We start from the raw sequence: 18,914 nt of genomic DNA, 5'->3' as shown, positions 1-18,914 counted from the left end.
ACAGACAGCCCAAGACCAGGCTAATACTCAAATTACCAGTTCTGGCGACCCTAACGCTACACAAGATCAGGGCGCTATTAGTGGTAAGGCTAAGACTAGTGATGGTTCGGTATCAATTGCGGCTGGATTAGCACTGAATATCGCGACTTCTAGTACACAAGCTTCTTTAGCGGATGGATTAGTCATTAACACTCCCGGAGAGTTCAGACTAGCAACATCAAATGAAACAGACGCCTCAGCAATAGCAGATGGGACTGCGGTAGATGGTTCCAATAAAATAGGTATTGGTGCAGCAGTAGCTTTAAATATAGTCAATCTGACCAACACAGCCACAATCGGTGCGAGTACAACAGGAAACGCAAATGTTACCGCGAAAGGAATATCAGTCTCAGCTCAGATGAGTGACCCTAGTCTGGGTGGCGATGGGGTGAGTGACTTTACAGCTACAGCAACATCTGGAGCCGGAGCAAGCACAGTTGGAGTAGCAGGGTCTTTCGCCTTAAATTACATTGGGTCTAACTCCAGTTTGGCGTCAATTAACAGTGGCGCAATAGTAAATGCAGGTGGTGGAGATGTTAGCATCACAGCTCAGAATCAGACTAAAACAGCAACAACAGCAAATGCAATTCAAGCAGCAGGGTCTAGTAGTCCGAAAGTAGGGGTGGGAGCTTCTTTCGCTCTGGACTTAGAAATAAATAATAACGCTACAGCAACGATTCAAAATAATGTGACGTTGCTGAATGCGGGGAATTTAATCTTATCAGCGACATCGAATAATACTAGTACCACCAATGTACAAGCAGGAGGAGCAGGTGGTATTGCAGTCAGTCCCGCGGTGGGATTAACGATTGTTAATAACAATACCTTAGCGACCATTGGCGCGGGTGGTGTACTGACAGTAGGTAGTCTAAATGCCACAGCCCAACATTCAGGGAATAGCAGCACGACAGTTGATGCAACAGCCGCGGGTGATAAAGTTGGAATTGGTGCAAGCATCGCCCTGAACATTGTTGACGACAGCACCACCGCGACCACAGCCAGAAGTATTACAGCGACAACTGGAGGCGTGAGCTTTGGAGCATTTGCTTATGCCTCTACAGGAGCAACAGCGAAAGCCAGCGCCGCAGGTGCCGCACCACCAGCATCAACTGATAAACAACAGACAGCCCAAGACCAGGCTAATACTCAAATTACCAGTTCTGGCGACCCTAACGCTACACAAGATCAGGGCGCTATTAGTGGTAAGGCTAAGAGTAATAGCGATGGATCAGTATCAATTGCGGCTGGATTAGCACTTAACCTCGATACTTCCACAACATCTGCAACACTAGCAAGTAACTTAGTAATTAATGCAGTAGGAGAATTTACACTGAGTGCATCAAACGAAACAGATGGTTCAGCGATCGCAGATGGTAGCGCAGTAAATGGCTCAAATAAGGTAGGTATTGGTGCTGCTGTAGCACTTAATATTGTGACCGCTTCTAACCAAGCAACTTTAGGTAGTGGCGCACAAATAACAGCCCAGGGAGTTGCTGTTAAAGCTCAAATGAGTAACACTAGCCTCGGTGGTGACGGAGTCAGCGACTTCAATGCACAATCTACATCTGGAGCGGGAGGAACTACAGTTGGTGTGGCAGGTTCTTTTGCTCTGAATTACATCAATAACAGTAATCAAGCGGTCATCCAATCAGGTGCGAATATTAATGCAGGCTCTGGAGACATCACCCTGATTGCAGCAAACAACGAAGTAGATAATGTAAAAGCCACCTCAAAAACTACTGGTGGTAAAGTCGGTGTTGGTGCTTCCATAGGTATGAACCTGCTATTAAGCAATCAAGTTACTGCTGAGGTTCAAAGTGGCGTCACACTTTCAGGTAGTGGTGCATTAACCATAGATGCAACATCTGAGCGGATTGTGAATACAGATGCTGAAGCTGGGAGTAGTGGTGGTATAGCAGTTAGCCCCGCAGTGGCTTTAGCAATTGTAACTAATAACACTACTGCTCAACTGGGTTCTGGTTCTGGTACGCTGAACTTGACTGGTAATGTCAGTATCCAAGCTGAACATACAGGATCAGTTATTACGTCTGGTAATGCAACGGCTGCAGGTGACACTGTTGCAGTGGGTGCGATTATCGGAGTCAATGTAATCAATGATAATACGACTGCTACAGTGTTGCGGAACTTAACAACAAGTGGTGGTAGCGTAGTTATTTCATCAGATTCTAACCTGACCAGTAGTGCTGAGATTTTAGCGAGTGCATCAGGTAACAGCCAAAACGGCAGAAATGCTGATGATGAAGCATCAGCTCAATCAGGAAAATCACTACCAAAAGCACAAGATAGCGTTAACAGTGCTAATACTCAAGCCAGCAGTGAATCTAGTACACCTGGTGGATCTGGTGGTAGTCAAGGCGGTAGTGTTGGTGTAGCTGCAGCAATTGGTGTGAACTGGCAAATAGCTACAAACACAGCAACAGTCGGTAATAGTATAAATTTAATCACTGATGGCGGTGCAGTTACTGTCAGCGCTACCAATCAAACTAGTGCTACAGCCAGAGCTATAGGTACTAGTATGAGCAGTCAATCCAAAGCAAATGTCAGCGCTGCTGTAGGACTGAACGTTGCAACTATTACTAATACTGCCAGCATTGGTTCACAAACTATCATCAATGCTCAAAGCAGCAATGGTCAAACGGGTGATATCACGATTCAAGCAATCACACCAAATCAACAGAGCAACGAGTTTGTCGTTTGGGGGTTGGCTGCAGCAGGTAGCAGCAGTGAAAACAGCAAAGCCAGCGTTGCTGGTTCTGTTGGTGTTAACGTACTCAATTTTAATAACCAAGCCTCGATTGGAAATGGAGCGCAGCTAGCAACATCCGGCAGTGTCAGCCTTACATCCAATAGTCCCATCATCTTGCAAAACTTGGCGATCGCTGGGGCGTTTTCCGGAAGTAGTAGTGGTGGTGCTGTAGGTGCAGCCATTTCCGTCAATACCGTGACCCAGAGCACCACATCTGTCGTTGGTACAAACGTCTCCATAGATGCTTCAGGAAGTGTCAATATAAGTGCTACATCGTCAGTCAGCCCACGCACAGTACCTCTGCAAGACTTAATAGATGTGGTTGATGCCGTGTCTGGAGGTATAGCTTCAATTAACATCCCGAATGATGTCCTTAATGTTGTGCCATTCTCTTCTGTTGCTATCGGCGGTGCTGTTAGCGATGGCAAGCTAGGCGTTGGCGGCTCGGTAATCGTGGACATATTCAATGTAACTACAACTTCCAATGTCGGTAGTGGTGTGCAAATCAACCAAGGTGTAAACACCAAAGCGGGTGCGAACCAAAGCTTCAGTTTAACTGCTTCAGATAACACCAGTATCCAAAATGTTGCTGGTGGACTGGGTATAAGTACTGGTGCTGTGGGCATTGGTATAGGTGTGGATGTTGAGATCCTCAAGCGAAATGTCGGAACCTACATTGCTTCACTCACTCCAGGCGCAACCAAAGTCAGCGTTGCTCAGGGAGTTTCGATTCAATCATCCACTACTGAAAACATCTCCAATCTGACTCTATCGGGTGGTTTAGCTGGAAAAGTAGGCATTGGTGGTACGGTTTCAGTCAATAGTATTACAAATAGCGTTACAGCTGGTAGTTCAGGAACAATTACAACCCAAGGTAATGTAAATGTCACTGCAACGAATAACTCGACGATTCAAGCCCTGGCTGGTGGCTTCGCAGTTGCAGCTAGCCTAACTAGCGGTGGGAGCAAGGCCTCGATCGGTGCAGCAGTTGCATTAAACAATATCACAAGCACAACTCAAGCCACTATTGACGCAGCAAACGTCACAACATCAGGAGCCTTAAATATCAATGCGACTTCCACTGCTGGAATTACATCGATATCGATCGCAGGTAGTGGCTCAGTTTCCAAAGGTAGCAGTTCACTATCATTCGCTGCTGGCGCTTCCATCGCGATTAACACAATTAATAATTCCATTATCGCTGCGATCGACAGTGGTTCGACAGTTCAAGTTGGTGGACAGAACAGTCTGTCCATAGATGCCATAGACAACTCCACAATTAAGGGATTTTCCCTTGGTGGTGCATTAGCAGTTGCCGCAAGTGGTGGTAGCACGGGAGCAACGATCGCAATTGGAGTATCTGCTGCTACAAACACAATTAACAATACAACAGCAGCCTACATTGATAGTTCCACCGTTGGCTCATCGAATAATACCAATCTCAATCTTAATATCCAAGCTTTATCTACAGATACGATCAGTGCTCAGTCAATTGCTGTAGCAATTGCTGTAAGCCAAGGTAGCACTGGAGTATCTCTCAGTGGAGGTGGTGCAGGAGCAGGTAACTACATTCTTACAAAGACTAACGCCTATGTGAATAACTCTAACCTGACTAACAACATTGGTAATGTAGCGCTTACAGCAAATAACACTTCCACTATTGACGCAACAGTGGTAGCGATATCAGGCTCAATTGCTGTTGGTAGTAGTACTGGTGTAGGGGCATCGATTGGGGCTGCTGTCGCGAATAACTACATTGGCTATGATCAGAGCAGTAATCGCAATCCATCTCAAGTACAAGCCTATATCCAGAGTTCTAGTATCCAAGCTAATGGTGACCTCATACTAAATGCACTGGCAAATGAAAACATTACTGCCCAAGTTGGAGCAGGTTCCGTTGCAGTAGCAGCTTCCACCGGTGGAACAGGCCTAAGTGGCAGTGGATCGGGAGTTGTTACAACTAACAAGATTGCTACACAGATTCAAGCTTTTGTCAATGGTGATGGAGCGACGGGCATTCAAGCAAAATCTGCAACTTTAACAGCGACTGATTCCTCACAGATTGCAGCTAATGCTGGTGCAGCTTCCATCGCGGTCGCCGCAGCCAGTACAACTGGTGGTTCCCTATCTATTGGTGTAGCCGTCGCCACGAATTTGATCTCAAATCAAGTGGCAGCATTTATTAATAATGCTACCCATTCATTTAAGACAACCACAGGGGATATTACACTAACGGCTACTACGAATCCAACAATTTCAGCCACCTCTGTTGCTGCCTCCATCGCAGTTGGCGCTGCTGGTACTACTGGTGTAGGCATCAGTGGAGCAGGTGCAGCAGCAATCAACACAATTCTCACCAACGACAATGCTTATATCTCAGGTAGTGTGGTTACCAGTGCTGGTGCAGTCAACATCACTGCAACAAGTACGCCAACAATTAGCGCCTTGATTGCCGCAGTATCAGCTGCAGTTGGAGCCGGAGGAACTACAGGTGTGGGAGTCTCCATCGGTGCTGCTGTAGCTAATAACTACATTGGTTATGACGGTAGCACTGCTCAACCTACCATGCAACCTATTGGTGTACAAGCTTATATTCAAAATTCTAGTCTGACTGCAAATCAAGGATTAACATTAACAGCAACATCTAGCGGAAGTATTACCGCAGGGGTTGGTGCAGGGTCAGTTGCAGTTGGCGCTGCTGGTACTACAGGTGTTGCAGCAGGTGGTTCTGGAGTTGTAACACTCAACGATATTGCCACCTTAGTTCAAGCTTTTATTAATGGAGATGGAGCCACAGGTATTCAGGCGGCATCGATTGCTCTTAAAGCTAGTGATACCTCTAGCATTACAGCTAATGCAGGGGCAGCTTCACTCTCAATCGCTGGTGGTGGTACTACAGGAGTCGCCGTATCAATTGGTGTATCTGTCGCTAGTAATTTAATCTCCAACCAGATAGCGGCTTATGTGAATAACGCCAGCCACTCGTTGAAGACAACTACAGGGAATATTGCACTTTCCGCCACCAGCAATCCTACGATTTCAGCTATATCAGTTGCCGCTTCTCTCGCGGCTGGTGGGGGTGGTACTGCTGGTGTGAATATTAGTGGAGCAGGTGCAGCGGCAATCAACACAATTTTGACTAATACACTTGCTTATATAGCTGGTAGTGTAGTCACTAGTGCCGGGGCAGTTAGTTTAACGGCAACAAATACAGCAGCGATTAACGCCACAATAGCAGCAGTCTCAGTCTCAGCCGGTGGTGGTGGAACTGCTGGTGTAGGAGTATCGATAGGTGCTGCTGTTGCTGATAACTATATCGGCTATAACGGTAGCACTCGCCAACCTGCTCAAGTGGAGGCTTACATCCAAAATTCTAGCGTGACTGCTCCTGGTAACCTGACATTGACAGCACTCAACTCTGGAACAATCAACGCTGGAGTAGGTGCAGGTTCTGCAGCAATTTCTGGAGGAGGTACTGCAGGAGTTGCTGCTAGTGGTTCAGGAGTCAGTACACAGAATAGTATTGCCACTTTGGTGGAAGCGTTTATTGATGGAGATGGAGCTACAGGTATTCAGGCGGCATCAGTTACTCTCACGGCTAATGACACCTCTAGTATTACAGCTAATGCTGGAGCCGCATCTATCGCAGCATCCTTTGGTGGAACTGCAGGAGTTGCTTTGTCAATTGGGATATCCCTAGCTAGTAACTTAATCTCCAATCAAGTAGCAGCGTATATTAATAACGCCAGCCATTCGTTGAAGACAACTACAGGGGATGTCACATTAACTGCTAATAGTAATCCAACTATTCAAGCTATATCAGTTGCCGCTTCCCTCGCAGCTAGCTTTGGAGGTACAGCAGGTGTATCAATCAGTGGAGCTGGAGCTGAAGCCGATAACACGATCTTGACCAATACCGTTACTTATATTGCTGGTAGTGTGGTCAACAGTGCTGGTGCAGTTAGTTTGACAACAACTAATACAGCGGCAATATCTGCGACGATCGTCGCAGTGTCAGCCTCAGTTAGTGGTGGAGGTACAGCAGGAGTGGGAGTCTCCATAGGTGCAGCAGTTGCGACTAATTTGATTGGATATGATCAAAGCGGTAACAGCCTACCTGCCCAAGTAGAGGCTTATATTCTCAACTCCAGCGTCAACGCTGCTGGGGCTTTAACTCTGAGTGCGATCGCCCAAGAAACGATCAATGCTGGGGTGGGTGCTGGTTCAGCCGCAGTCAGTGGTGGTGGTACTGCTGGAGTCAGTGGTAGCGGTTCAGGAGTCAGTACAACAAACAAGGTTGGTAGCCTGATTTATGCTTATATCAACGGAGATGGAGCAACAGGTATTCAGGCAAAATCTGTAAGTCTCACAGCTAATGATACCTCAAGTATTACAGCTAATGCTGGAGCCGCATCTATCGCAGCATCCTTTAGTGGAACTGCTGCAGTTTCTTTATCTATTGGTGTAGCCCTAGCCCATAACGTAGTCACTAATCAAGTAGAAGCATATATCCAGAATGCCAGCCACTTCCTGAAGACGACTACAGGTGATGTGTTATTGTCTGCTACTACGAATGCAACTATTAATGCTGTAGCAGTTGCCGCTTCTCTCGCCGCTGGAATTTCCGGTACCGCAGGTATAGGAGTCAGTGGTGCTGGTGCTGAATCCACTAACAATATTTCAACTAAAACGGATGCCTATACTCAAGGCAGCGTGATCAACAGTGCTGGTGCAGTTAACATTAGCGCCACGAATAGCTCTGCAATTAGCGCGACAATTGCAGCTGCATCTGTGGCAGTGGGAGTTAGTGGCACCGCTGGAGTAGCAGCTTCCATTGGCGTGGCGATCGCTCGTAACGAAATTGGCTGGGGAATAGACCCAACCAATACAAGCTATAAGTACACTACTGGAAGTGGTAGGCAATCTCTCAATCAAGGCGATCGGGTACTGATCGCCCAAGGAGCTAGAGCAGGAGATATTTATCAATACATTGGCAATCCCGCATCTATTAATTTACAAACTGCTGACTACGGCAACACATCAAATTGGCAACAGGTTAACCTAACACAAATTCCATCTGAAGTCCTCGCCTACGTTAGTAACTCCAGCATTAATGCAGGTGGAACACTTAGTTTGACGGCTCTCTCTAATTCGACTATAACTGCTACTGTTGCTTCCGTCTCAGTAGCAGTTTCAGGTGGAATTGGTGGCGCATCCGTCAGTGGTGCTGGAGTAGGAACAGATAACAAGATTGCCACAAATGTTCAGGCATATATTAATGGAGATGGCAGTACTGGTATTAGTGCTAGCAACGTCAGTTTAACAGCAACTGACACATCATCTATTTCTGCTAACGCTGAGGCTGTTTCGATCGCTGCCACATTTGCTATTGGTGCTGCTATATCAATCGGAGTATCTGTAGCTACCAACGAGATTAATGATCATGTCAGCGCATATATTCAGAATGTTAGCCAAGGTTTGACAGCAACTTCTGGTGGTGTTCAGCTAGCAGCAAATGACACATCTACTATCACGGCCATCTCTGTAGCAGCATCGGCGGCGGTTGGTATTGTAGGAATTGCTGGTGCTGGTGCTGCGGCAATTAATACCATTGGTAATACCTCTAACACAAATATATCTAATGCTGTTCAGGTGCAGGCAGCAGGAAATGTAACTTTAACATCATCCGACAACTCCACCATTGAATCGCTAGCGGGTCAATTCTCAGCTGGAACAACCGCAGCAATTGGTGTTTCAGTAGCCACCAACACTATTAGCAACCAAATCATTGCAGAGATCGCTAATTCCCAAGTCATATCTTTAACTGGGGGAATCGCCCTAAGTGCCACATCGACTAACACAATTGAGAGTGCTGCTATAGGTGGCACACTTGGTGGCCTTCTTTCTGTGGCTGGTGCTGTCACCCTGAACAATATTACTGATACCACCAGTGCCGAAACTACAGGAATATCTACCCTACAAGCGGCTGGTGCAGTTACTCTGACCGCATACGATAACTCAAACATTAAATCCTTAGCTGGTCAAGTGAGCGTTGGTGGTGCGGCTGGAATAGGAGCTGCGGTAGCAACCAATAATATCGCCAACAACATCATCGCTGCACTTGGCGGTACCGCAGTCACAGCTGGCTCTGTCGCCCTAAATGCCACTTCCAGCGGCACAATTAATTCCATTGCCGCAGGTGGCACTGGTGCTGGTGTTTTTGCGGCAGGCGGAGCAGTTACTATGAATAAGATCAGTAATGTAGTCCGGGCTGATATTGCTAACCAATCAAATGTCAATGCTACAGGTGATGTAAATTTAACTGCAACCAATAGCGCCACTACGCAATCTATGGCAGGACAAATTACTGGTGCTGGTGGTGCGGCGATCGGTGCATCTGTTGCTGTGAATAACTTTTCTAACACGACACAGGCATACATCAGTGATAGTACAGTTGTCTCCACGACAGGAAATGTCGAAGCTATTGCTCAAAACATAGGAACAATTGGTAGCTTGTCAGCAGGAGCTTCGGTCTCTGGAGGAATCGCTCTGACTGGTTCGGTCTCAGTCAATAATATTACTAATACCACTGATGCCCATGCTAGCAATGCCATTATCTCTGCTGGGAATAATGTAGAAATTTCTGCTACAGATACATCAACGATTCAGTCTTTCGCAGGACAACTTAGTGTTGGTATTGGGGCAGCTGGAGTTGGAGCCGCAGTGGCTTACAACAATATTGGCAATATTGTCACAGCCTATGTCAAAGCCGATGATGCAACATATACAAGAATTAATGCTGCGGGGAATGTGATAGTCAGTGCATCTAGTACGGGGACAATTTACACGATCGCCGCTGGTGGTTCGGCTGGTCTATTTGTCGGTGCTGGTGCTTCTGTAGCCGTGAATCAGATGAGTAATAATGTCTCTGCTTTCGTCCAAAACAACAGCAATATCAATGCTGAAGGCAGTGTCGGTATATTAGCTAATTCCTTAAACACTATGACCACTAAAGGTGGAACCTTTAGTGCAGGTTTTGTGGGCTTAGGTGGTACCATTGCAGTCAATAACCTGGCAAATACCACTAGTGCTTATGTGGATAATTCAAGTATTGAAGGAATTGGTAAGGAAAGCATTAGCATTCCCACAAATGATGGAACAGGTGGAACAGAAGCCTTATTTGGTGTCGCCGTCATGGCAACAAGTCAAGACAATCTGGGGGTCACTATTGGTACTGGTGGTGTTGGTGCACTTGCTTTTGTTGCCAGTGTATCCGTTAATAACTTCCAGAATACAACTCAAGCCTATGTTACCAATAACTCCGCTATCAATGCACTGACTGCATCTTCGATTTCAGAACAAAGTGTTTACATCAAAGCTTTCAATAACAGTAATGTAAATATCAATGTAGGTACAGTAGCAGGTGGTTTAGCAGCTGCTGGTGTTGGTATTGATATCACCACGATGAAAAATGCTACGAGTGCATACATCAACTCTACTGATCTTACAAATTCTCAAGGGTCACTTGTCAATGCCAACAAGGACTTAGTTGTAGAAGCTAAAACTCAAAAATCTTTGACCTCTAATGTTGTAGCTTTGGGTGGAGGGTTAGGTTTTAGTGTACAGGGAGCGGTTTCCATCATCAACGTCAGCAGTGGTATGTCTAGCGATGGTCTAACAGCCGCTAGCGATACCCAAAATACAGTGGGTCAACAATTACAAGACTTGAATGGCATGGGTAAGGATAGCAATGGTAACTCAAACATTGCTACCAAAGATGTCTCTAACGATTTTGCTACAAGCCTATCAAATGTTCAAGGAACCACGGCATTTATTACGGGAACTGTCAGCGCTGGAAGTGACATTATTGTTAATGCCTATGAAACCACCAACCTCAATGTTTTAGTAGGATCGTTATCTGCTGGTCTTTTAAGTGTTGGTGGTGCGGTAGGAATCGCTAATATTCAGCACAATGCGTCAGCTTATATAGGAGATAATTCCAGATTGACTGGTGGTAATATTACAATTCAGTCAACTGGTTTTGTCAACTCTACAACAGTTCGAGCTGTTGCTGGTTCAGCAGGAGTTATAGGATTAGGGGCGGCTATTTCGGATTTAAGTTCTGCAAACAACTCCACGGCTGATATTGGCAATAATGTAACCATAAGTCAAGCAAATAATGTTAATGTGATTTCTACCTCCTCTTCTAACTTAAATGCACAAGGTTTGGGGGCATCTTATGGACTTGCTGCTGCTGGGATTGTGAAAGCCAATGCTCAGGAAACTGGCACAACTCAAGCCTATATAGGTAATGGGGTTCAGATTCAGAATGCACAAAACCTGAATGTGACAGCGAACGCTAACGAAGCGGTGACAGCAGATGTTACAGCTTCCTCTGGAGGTATTATTTCTGGTAATGGTGGTGATACTAGTGCTACCGTCAACCCGACAATCGCTGCATACATTGGGACTCAAGACACAATCAACGTTAACCAAGATGTGAATGTACTTTCACTGGTCTCTGTGGATGGAGATGCGGCAACTAAAGGGGGAAGTTATGGAGCGGTAGCAGTGGGGCTGGCATTCTCTCAAGTTAATTCTAATCCCACAATTAATACCTACGTTGGTTCTTATACAACAATTACAGCTGGCGGCAATGTCACAATCTCTAGTACTTTAGGTCAGCCACCTGTTGTTGCTAATACATCCTTTGATCCTGGCACTGCGGTCAACAACACAGCGAATACTATTACTTTTAGTAGCAATGATGGACTGCAAACAGGGGATACAGTCGTTTATTCCGATGGTGGTGGTCATGATATTGGTGGTCTAGTAAACAACGGAAGCTACTCAGTAATTGCCGTTAATCCTAATACTATAGAGCTAGGTAATGTTTTCGATGCATCTACACAAGTTAACACGCAAAACAACACTATTACATTTCCTAATGGAGATAACTTCACCAATGGACAAGCAGTTATTTATGAAGCACCAGCTGGAGCAACTCAGATTGGTGGTCTAGTCTCTGGTCAAAAGTACTATGTCCAAGTAGTTAATAGCAACACCATCCAACTAACACTACAACCAAATGAACCCACCGTTACTGAAGGTACTACCTTAAGTGGCATCACTACAGTGGCAGGTGCTTCAACCATACAAGCCAATGGTAGCAGTGGTAACGTATTCCAGAATGGTGATACCGTTACGTACCAAAACCGTTCTGCTATGTTTACAGTTGATACACCCGATAATATTCCTGATACTGGCAGTAATCCCAATATCTTTAATTCCAGCACTGGTGATATCTTATCAAAAGGCATTATTAATTCTGCTAGTCACGGGTTTGAAACAGGCGATCAGGTGGTCTACACTGGAACGGCTTTAACTGGCTTAGTTAGTGGTCAGACATACTATGTAATTAAAGTAGATACCGACCATTTCCAACTCTCTGCAACATACACAGGGGCAGAAAACGGGACAGCAATTATATTTAGTAGTGTTACCCCAGGAACGAGTAACCAAATTACTGCTGTAGGATTACAAACTACTCTGACACAGAACTTTACTTCCACCAATTCTAATACGATCACCCTAGCCAATAATGGCTTCACCACAGGGGAAGCGGTTACATACCAGGGAACTGGAATTGGTTTAACCGATAACGCAACTTACTACGTTAATGTTATTGATGCTAACCATTTTCAACTATCATCTACTGCTGGTGGCACACCAATTACTTTAAATGCAAGTACTGGACAGCAGTCACTCACGGTAGCTGGTAGCTTACAAAATGGCGTAACTTATTATGTTGAAAATGCCACATCAACTGGTTTCCAAATTGCAGAAAAAGCTGGCGGACCGGCACTCACTATCAACGAGACGGGATTAACTGGTACAGGTGCAAATTATTTGTTTGTCAAACAATCCATTGTTGCTTTAACTAGCGCCGGTACGGGAATCCAAAATCTACATCTCATCCTAGACAGTACAATAGCAACGGGAACAAATCATACGCTCTCATCAGGAGCTTCAATAGTTTTACCAACCCAAGGCGATCAGGTATTCTCTGCATATTCTCAAGCATCTTCGGGAGGGGCGATCGCTGGTAGTGGAGCCAAAGCAATAATTAATATTTCGTCCACGATGCAGACATATTTAGATACTGGTGCTGCGATTACAGCAACAGGTAATGTTAAAGTTCAAGGGTTATCAAATGTTCAACTAACTGGAGCAGCGAGTACCAACACAGGCGGAATAGTAGGGGTTGGAGTAGGTAATCTTACTGCCAATATTACGAATAACAACTCTACATCTATCAAGATTGGCGCGACAATTCAAGCGGCTGGTAATGTCACAATTGATGGCCAATCAGGTAACAGTTTTAATACCGAAAGTGACAGTACCGCAGGTGGTCTGATTCCAGTAGGAGTAGCTAACGCGACTGTCAATCTTAACCACAACACCATCACAACTATCGCCAATCAGGCAAGTATTACCGCACAGGGAGATATGTTGGTTCATTCTTCTAGTAATACTATTGGCAATGTAAAGGCAGATGCTAATGGTGGTGGATTAATACCTTTTGCTTATGGCACCGCGACCGTTAATATAAATGGAGTTAACGAAACCGATGTTAATGCCGCAACCTTGACAGCAAGAACATTAACAGTTGAATCTGCGGTTGACGCTCTCAATGTCAATGCTTTGGGTCTAGCAAAAGCTGCTGGCTTGATTGGAGTTATCCAAGCTAAATCTAATATTTACCTGAATAACACGACGGCTACAACTAACATCAATTCTGGAGCATCGCTAAAAGCTGACGAACTGAATCTCGATGCTATTTTCACAAATGTGAATACTAACTCCATCGCTTTAGGTCATTGCGATGGACTAGGTGGCAAAACAGACTCAGATGCAACAGACGACTCGAATCTGACAGCAAATGTTAATACAGATGCAAACTCTACCCTAACTGTCGGCTCACTGAATGTGAAGTCAGGCTTTGATAGCTTTAATAACACGAACTATGCACATAGTAAGCTAGCTTGGGCACTGGTAATCTGGACTCCATTTGGCGATATTACCATAACATTGGACTTTGGCAGGGCAAATACTCATGGCTCCCAAAACGCTATATCTAATACTAACTTTAAGTCAAATGTGATTCGGGAAGCACGGCAAGTGAACCCTGTCTTGGTAATTGATGCTAATGGACAAGTTTCGTCGCAGAGTGCTAATGTTAGCTTTACCAACAGTGGTACAGCTATAAATGTTGGTAATATTAGTGCTACTGGCAGTGGAGGAATAACATTTAGTTCTGGTGCGGCATCTACAGGTGGATCATTTACTGATAATGGTAAGTATTCCGCGATTGATCCGGCATTCGATACGGTGCAAATTCAGAACTATTCCAATGAGAATCTGATTATTAATGACATTAGTACGATATCCACTAATAGTGGATTTACTACACCTGACTACAGCCAAGTTAATGTCAGCAGAACTATCAACACTACTACTTCATCTAGTTCCCTATCTATTAATCCAACAGTAGTCACAATTGACAACTGGGGTACTTCTGACCTGGTTCTCGCAGGTATTATCGATAACCCGCACGATCGCACTATCCTTTATAGTGGGGGCAACATTTTCAGTCAAGGAAACACGCAAGATATTATTACCCGTGATCTGACCATGACAGCTATAAAAAATGGTAGCATTGGTGCAAGTGGTCAACGCATCGTCGCTCAGTTGGATCAAGGCTATAGTCCAGTTACCGCAGATGTGCCTTCTAGCAATATTTATCTTAACGTTGAAGCAGAAAATTCAATCTATCTAGACCTAACGGCAAAATCTCTTGACAATCAGCCAGTCACGGTCAATGTGCAACAAATGACTGCTAGCACTGGAGAAGTTAATCTAGCAATCGGTCAAGCCACAGATACAACCAACACCTCTATTTCCTCTCTATACGAGTTTAATAACCCTTATGACTTGAACCAGAGGATTGTTGCGGGAACAAATATAGTCATCAATGCGGGAAGTACAACTACAAATATCGATGCTCAAACTGTCTTTCTTGGTACAACAGGTACGCTTGATGTAGTAACTGGGGGCTTCATTAATGTGAAAAATGCAACGGAGCAACTCAATCTGCAAGAGGTGATCAGCTATCAAGATGCAGTCAACTTGAGTGGAACAAATATTGTTTTAGCAGGTAATGCTGTAGTGCAAGCTGCAACAGATATCACTCTGGCTGTAGCAAATCTAGAGATGTTAAATAATGCCAGCTTGGAAGCTGGAACAGATGTAACTTTATTAATGCAACAGAATTTCCAAATCGACTCAGATGCAACCATCGAAGCTGGTAATAATGTAGTAATTCAAGGCGATTCCAATAATCCAAGCACTACTGGAAGTTCTATCAGCATTGATGGTTGGATTTATGCCCAAACAATGTCTATTTACGGTGGCACTAATCAAGACATTTTTAACATTCAACGACTTGCTAGCGTCACTAATATCTATACAGGAGGAGGTGGCGATACTGTTAATGTCAGCAGTAGTCAGAACCGTACCAATGAAATTCAACAACGCCTGACTATTTATGGAGATACACTAACCGATGGCGATACTCTAAATATAGATGATTCAGGAGATACTTCCAATAGTATTGGAGTTTTAACAGATACATCCTTGACAGGTTTGGGCATGGGTGAAGGTATCTACTACAATGGCTTTCAGTTTTTAAACATCAATTTAGGTACAGGTAATGATGACTTCACCATCCTTAATACCAGTGCAATAACTAATATTAATGGCAACGCAGGTAATCATACCTTCCGCGTTGGTCCCCAAGTAGATACCAATGGGAATGTATTGGATGAAACAGTAAATGGAGTATTGATACCAGGGGTTAATATCTTAGGAACAAGCAACATTACCACTATCAATACAGGAACAGGAAACGACTATATCCAAGTGAACCGTAATACGGCTGTACTGAACCTTCAGGGTGGAACTGGTGATGATACTTTTAAGATCAATACCCCGATCAGTAATTCAGTCCTACTCGCTAATGCTGAGGTTAACATATCTGGAGACAATGACAATGATACAACTATTATCAATGGCTCTTCTTTGTTAGAAACTATTCAGAATAATGGGTCATCGATTGAAGTGATGAATAGTCGCACCATTAATCTGATGACTAATGGAATTCTAATAATTAATGGAAATCTTGGTGGTACTGCTTCATCAGGTGGCTCTAGCAATACGAATAGCGGTAGTGGTGCAACTTTGTCTAGCCTCTCTAATAGAAACACTTCAAATAATACCAACACAACTAGTGGTACTAATACAACTTTGTCTAGCCTCTCTGACAGAACTGGGCATACTTCCAGTAATACTAGTGGTGGGATTGATCCTTTATTACTAGGCTTATCCTCGCGTTAACCATCGCAAAACTATTCTTGGACTTGCAATTGGGTTAGAAACGCCAGTTGAGTATTTGGAAGCGACTATCAAAGGTTTAGAGGTAGTCGAAGCATCTTCCAAGGTCAAGTTTTGTCCCCAGTGTTGGAAACCTGGAAGTGCTGCTGACCCAACATACAGCACATTTCATCTGAATTAGATACACAAGGGCGGGCAGGATGCCCACCCCACAAGATTTATCATATTAAGATGTGTACTTAATTTACCTGCAAAGTGCTGTATTTCGCACCATCAAATCTTCATACGCCACGAGGTCGTTAGACCTTCACGGCAAAGTCTTTACGCTGGCGACTTACTTTGAGGTGTTTGCGCGCAAGTTTATTTCTAAACTTACAGCAGTTTTCATGTATTTGAACCACATCTGTCGTAGGGGCACAGCATTGCTCATTGGTGTCAACTTAAGAAAAAATCTGCTTTGAGAAGGTGTTTTGCCCTCATTCCCTAACCCCTTCTCCCAACTTGGGAGAAGGAGAACTAGAGAATTTGCTCCCCTCTCCCAAAATTGGGAGAGGGGCTGTTCTTGTGAGGGTGAAACCTCGAAAGCATGCCTTGCCTAACTTCTACGTTAAGTTGACACGCATGAGCATTGCTGTGCCCCTACCGCGTGGTCTATTTAGCTGAAAATAGCTGTAATTCTGTTTTGAGAAGCTTTTTTGGTCTTAGACATCCGGCGTTGCAATCGCCTCAAAGACTTCTCACTCTTGCGAAGATGTCTAGGATTAGCGACTGTATCCCCGTTACTATCGGTGTAGAAGTGGTTCAAACCAACATCAATACCAATAGTTTTAACCGTTGGTTCTCCTTATCTTATTGTAGATTGAGTTCATTGATTTTTTCTAAAACCTGGTGATAGCTAGTGGGTTGGTTATGTTGAAGATAGAGATCGGCTGAACGAGTTAGATTTTGAACTGCATCTTCTTTACGATTCAACTGAGAAAATGATAACCCTGCATAGTAATAGGCTTCTGGTTGATCTGGAAAAATTCTTAGACTAAAAATAAAATCACGAATTGCTGTCTCATATTGGCCTAAGTTATAATATGCGATGCCACGGGTGGTATAGGCAGGAAAAAATGATTTTTCGGTGACTATTAGTTGATTCATCTCTTCCAGCACTTGTTTGAACTGACGAAGCTGAATACGTAAGTTTGCGAGATTTAAGCGATTAATTAATGTGGGTGCTAATTGCACAGATTTACGTAAATCTTCTAAAGCTTGGGGTAATTGTCCAGATCGTTGATAGATCAATGCTCGATTGTTGTAAAGCAAAGGAGAAGGCTGTAGTTTTTCTGCTTGATTAAAGCTTTGAATTGCTTCTGGTAGTTTGTTTAGTTCGCCTAGTGCAATTCCCCGTACAATAAAAACACTGGCTGAGGTATTTTTTCCTTGGATCTGAATCAGCTGATTTAAGTCTTGTACTGCAAAGTCATATTGCTTTAGTAAAATATAAGCTTGGGAGCGATTAAATAAAGCTTCATCAACATTAGTACGATTTTTGATATTACGGCTCCATTGTTGAATGGCAAGAGTGATATTTCCATGCTGAAAGTTTTCTTCCGCACTGAGAGAATAATTGCTGACTGGTGGTTGATTGCTAGGGGGAATTTGAGCTTGAACACTTGTTGAGAAAGTGATTCCCGATATTCCTATCCCTAGTAAATAACCTAATGGATATAAATGATTAATAGCATGACGTATGAACCCAGACATAATAAACATTTAAGGGTGATAATTGGTTTGGGCAGAACAACGATCCAGTTCAGGCTTAACCATTAAATTAACTAGACGTGGCCCATCTTTTCCTACTTGCATAGCTAGAGCATTAATCTGAGAAAATAGCTGGGGATTGTAGCGGATTTTATAAGCATTAAGAGCACATGTGCAAAAGTTTTGCTTCCTCGTTCTTTGATTAGATTGTAGGTTTTGTTGTCCCACACACCCTTGCATAAATTCTTTTTCAGTGTTGGGAGTTTGTGACCAATCATTGGCACTAGCTGTGTTGGTGTGGGGTTGTGGGGGACGATTTTGAGCTGTGCTAGAGAGGGAGATGAGGAGTAAGGAAAAGATTGGCAGAATAGAAAGTGCGATCGCCTTTATTTTCATGATATTGAATGTCCTGGGAATTGAAGTAGTTGGGAAGGAAGTAAATCAGACGAATCTACTATATTTCATGTAATTAAAAACCGCTATATATTCAGGTGTGGCTTTTCGATTATGCTGGTACTCTCGTTTATTAGTAAAGTTTCTAGGTTATCTGGATCTCCAGGCATACACCAATATGCAACACCCGCATTTCTCACAAGCTTGAAATGCAGAGGGGCAGAGGGGCAGAGGGGCAGAGGGGCAGAGGGGAAAGAACTTGTACAAATCTCTCCCCTGCTCCCCTGCTCCCCTGCTCCCCTGCTCAAGAGCACAAGGTTTTGAGAGATGTGGTGAGAAATCCGGGAACAGTTCTAGGGGAACAACCTATAAATATAGAAATTTCCTGTTGTGTTCTGCCATCGTTTTGGAGCAGACTAAGTGAACTACCCATACTGACTTGGAGTACCAAGTACAGTTTGGGCTTCTGTAATCACGGGGGAGTGCCTAAACTTAGACTTTCGCCCAAGATTAG

At 44.1% G+C, this 18,914-nt stretch carries 4 protein-coding genes and 1 pseudogene; 1 reads left to right on the top strand and 4 read right to left on the bottom strand.

Going from position 1 to position 18,914, the window contains the following annotated elements:
* Window positions 1-66: 66 nt before the first annotated feature.
* Entirely contained in the window at window positions 67-315 is a 249-nt protein-coding gene (locus tag ACYTXL_RS35455) for a hypothetical protein (RefSeq protein ID WP_461928644.1), read from the bottom strand.
* A gap of 82 nt (window positions 316-397) precedes the next feature.
* Between ACYTXL_RS35455 and ACYTXL_RS35450 the strand changes: the two genes are divergently transcribed.
* On the top strand, window positions 398-16,261 hold the full coding sequence (locus ACYTXL_RS35450; protein ID WP_461928643.1) for a beta strand repeat-containing protein: 15,864 nt from the start codon (window positions 398-400) through the stop codon (window positions 16,259-16,261).
* Window positions 16,262-16,931: 670 nt separating this feature from the next.
* Here ACYTXL_RS35450 and ACYTXL_RS35445 read toward each other — a convergent pair.
* The 3 genes and pseudogenes from ACYTXL_RS35445 to ACYTXL_RS35435 all read right to left on the bottom strand — a co-directional run.
* Window positions 16,932-17,099 (bottom strand): annotated as a pseudogene (locus ACYTXL_RS35445) (transposase); the annotation flags it as partial.
* An 8-nt stretch (window positions 17,100-17,107) separates the two neighbouring features.
* Window positions 17,108-18,010, bottom strand: a complete 903-nt coding sequence (locus ACYTXL_RS35440) for a tetratricopeptide repeat protein (RefSeq protein ID WP_461928642.1) — start codon at window positions 18,008-18,010, stop codon at window positions 17,108-17,110.
* A gap of 9 nt (window positions 18,011-18,019) precedes the next feature.
* Window positions 18,020-18,403 carry a hypothetical protein gene (locus tag ACYTXL_RS35435; RefSeq protein ID WP_461928641.1) on the bottom strand — a complete coding sequence of 128 codons (384 nt, stop codon included), beginning with the start codon at window positions 18,401-18,403 and terminating at the stop codon, window positions 18,020-18,022.
* Window positions 18,404-18,914: the final 511 nt, after the last annotated feature.

Source organism: Nostoc sp. (assembly GCF_054880495.1).
Note: the sequence above shows the minus strand (reverse complement) of the source record. Positions and strands in the feature narration are given on the sequence as shown.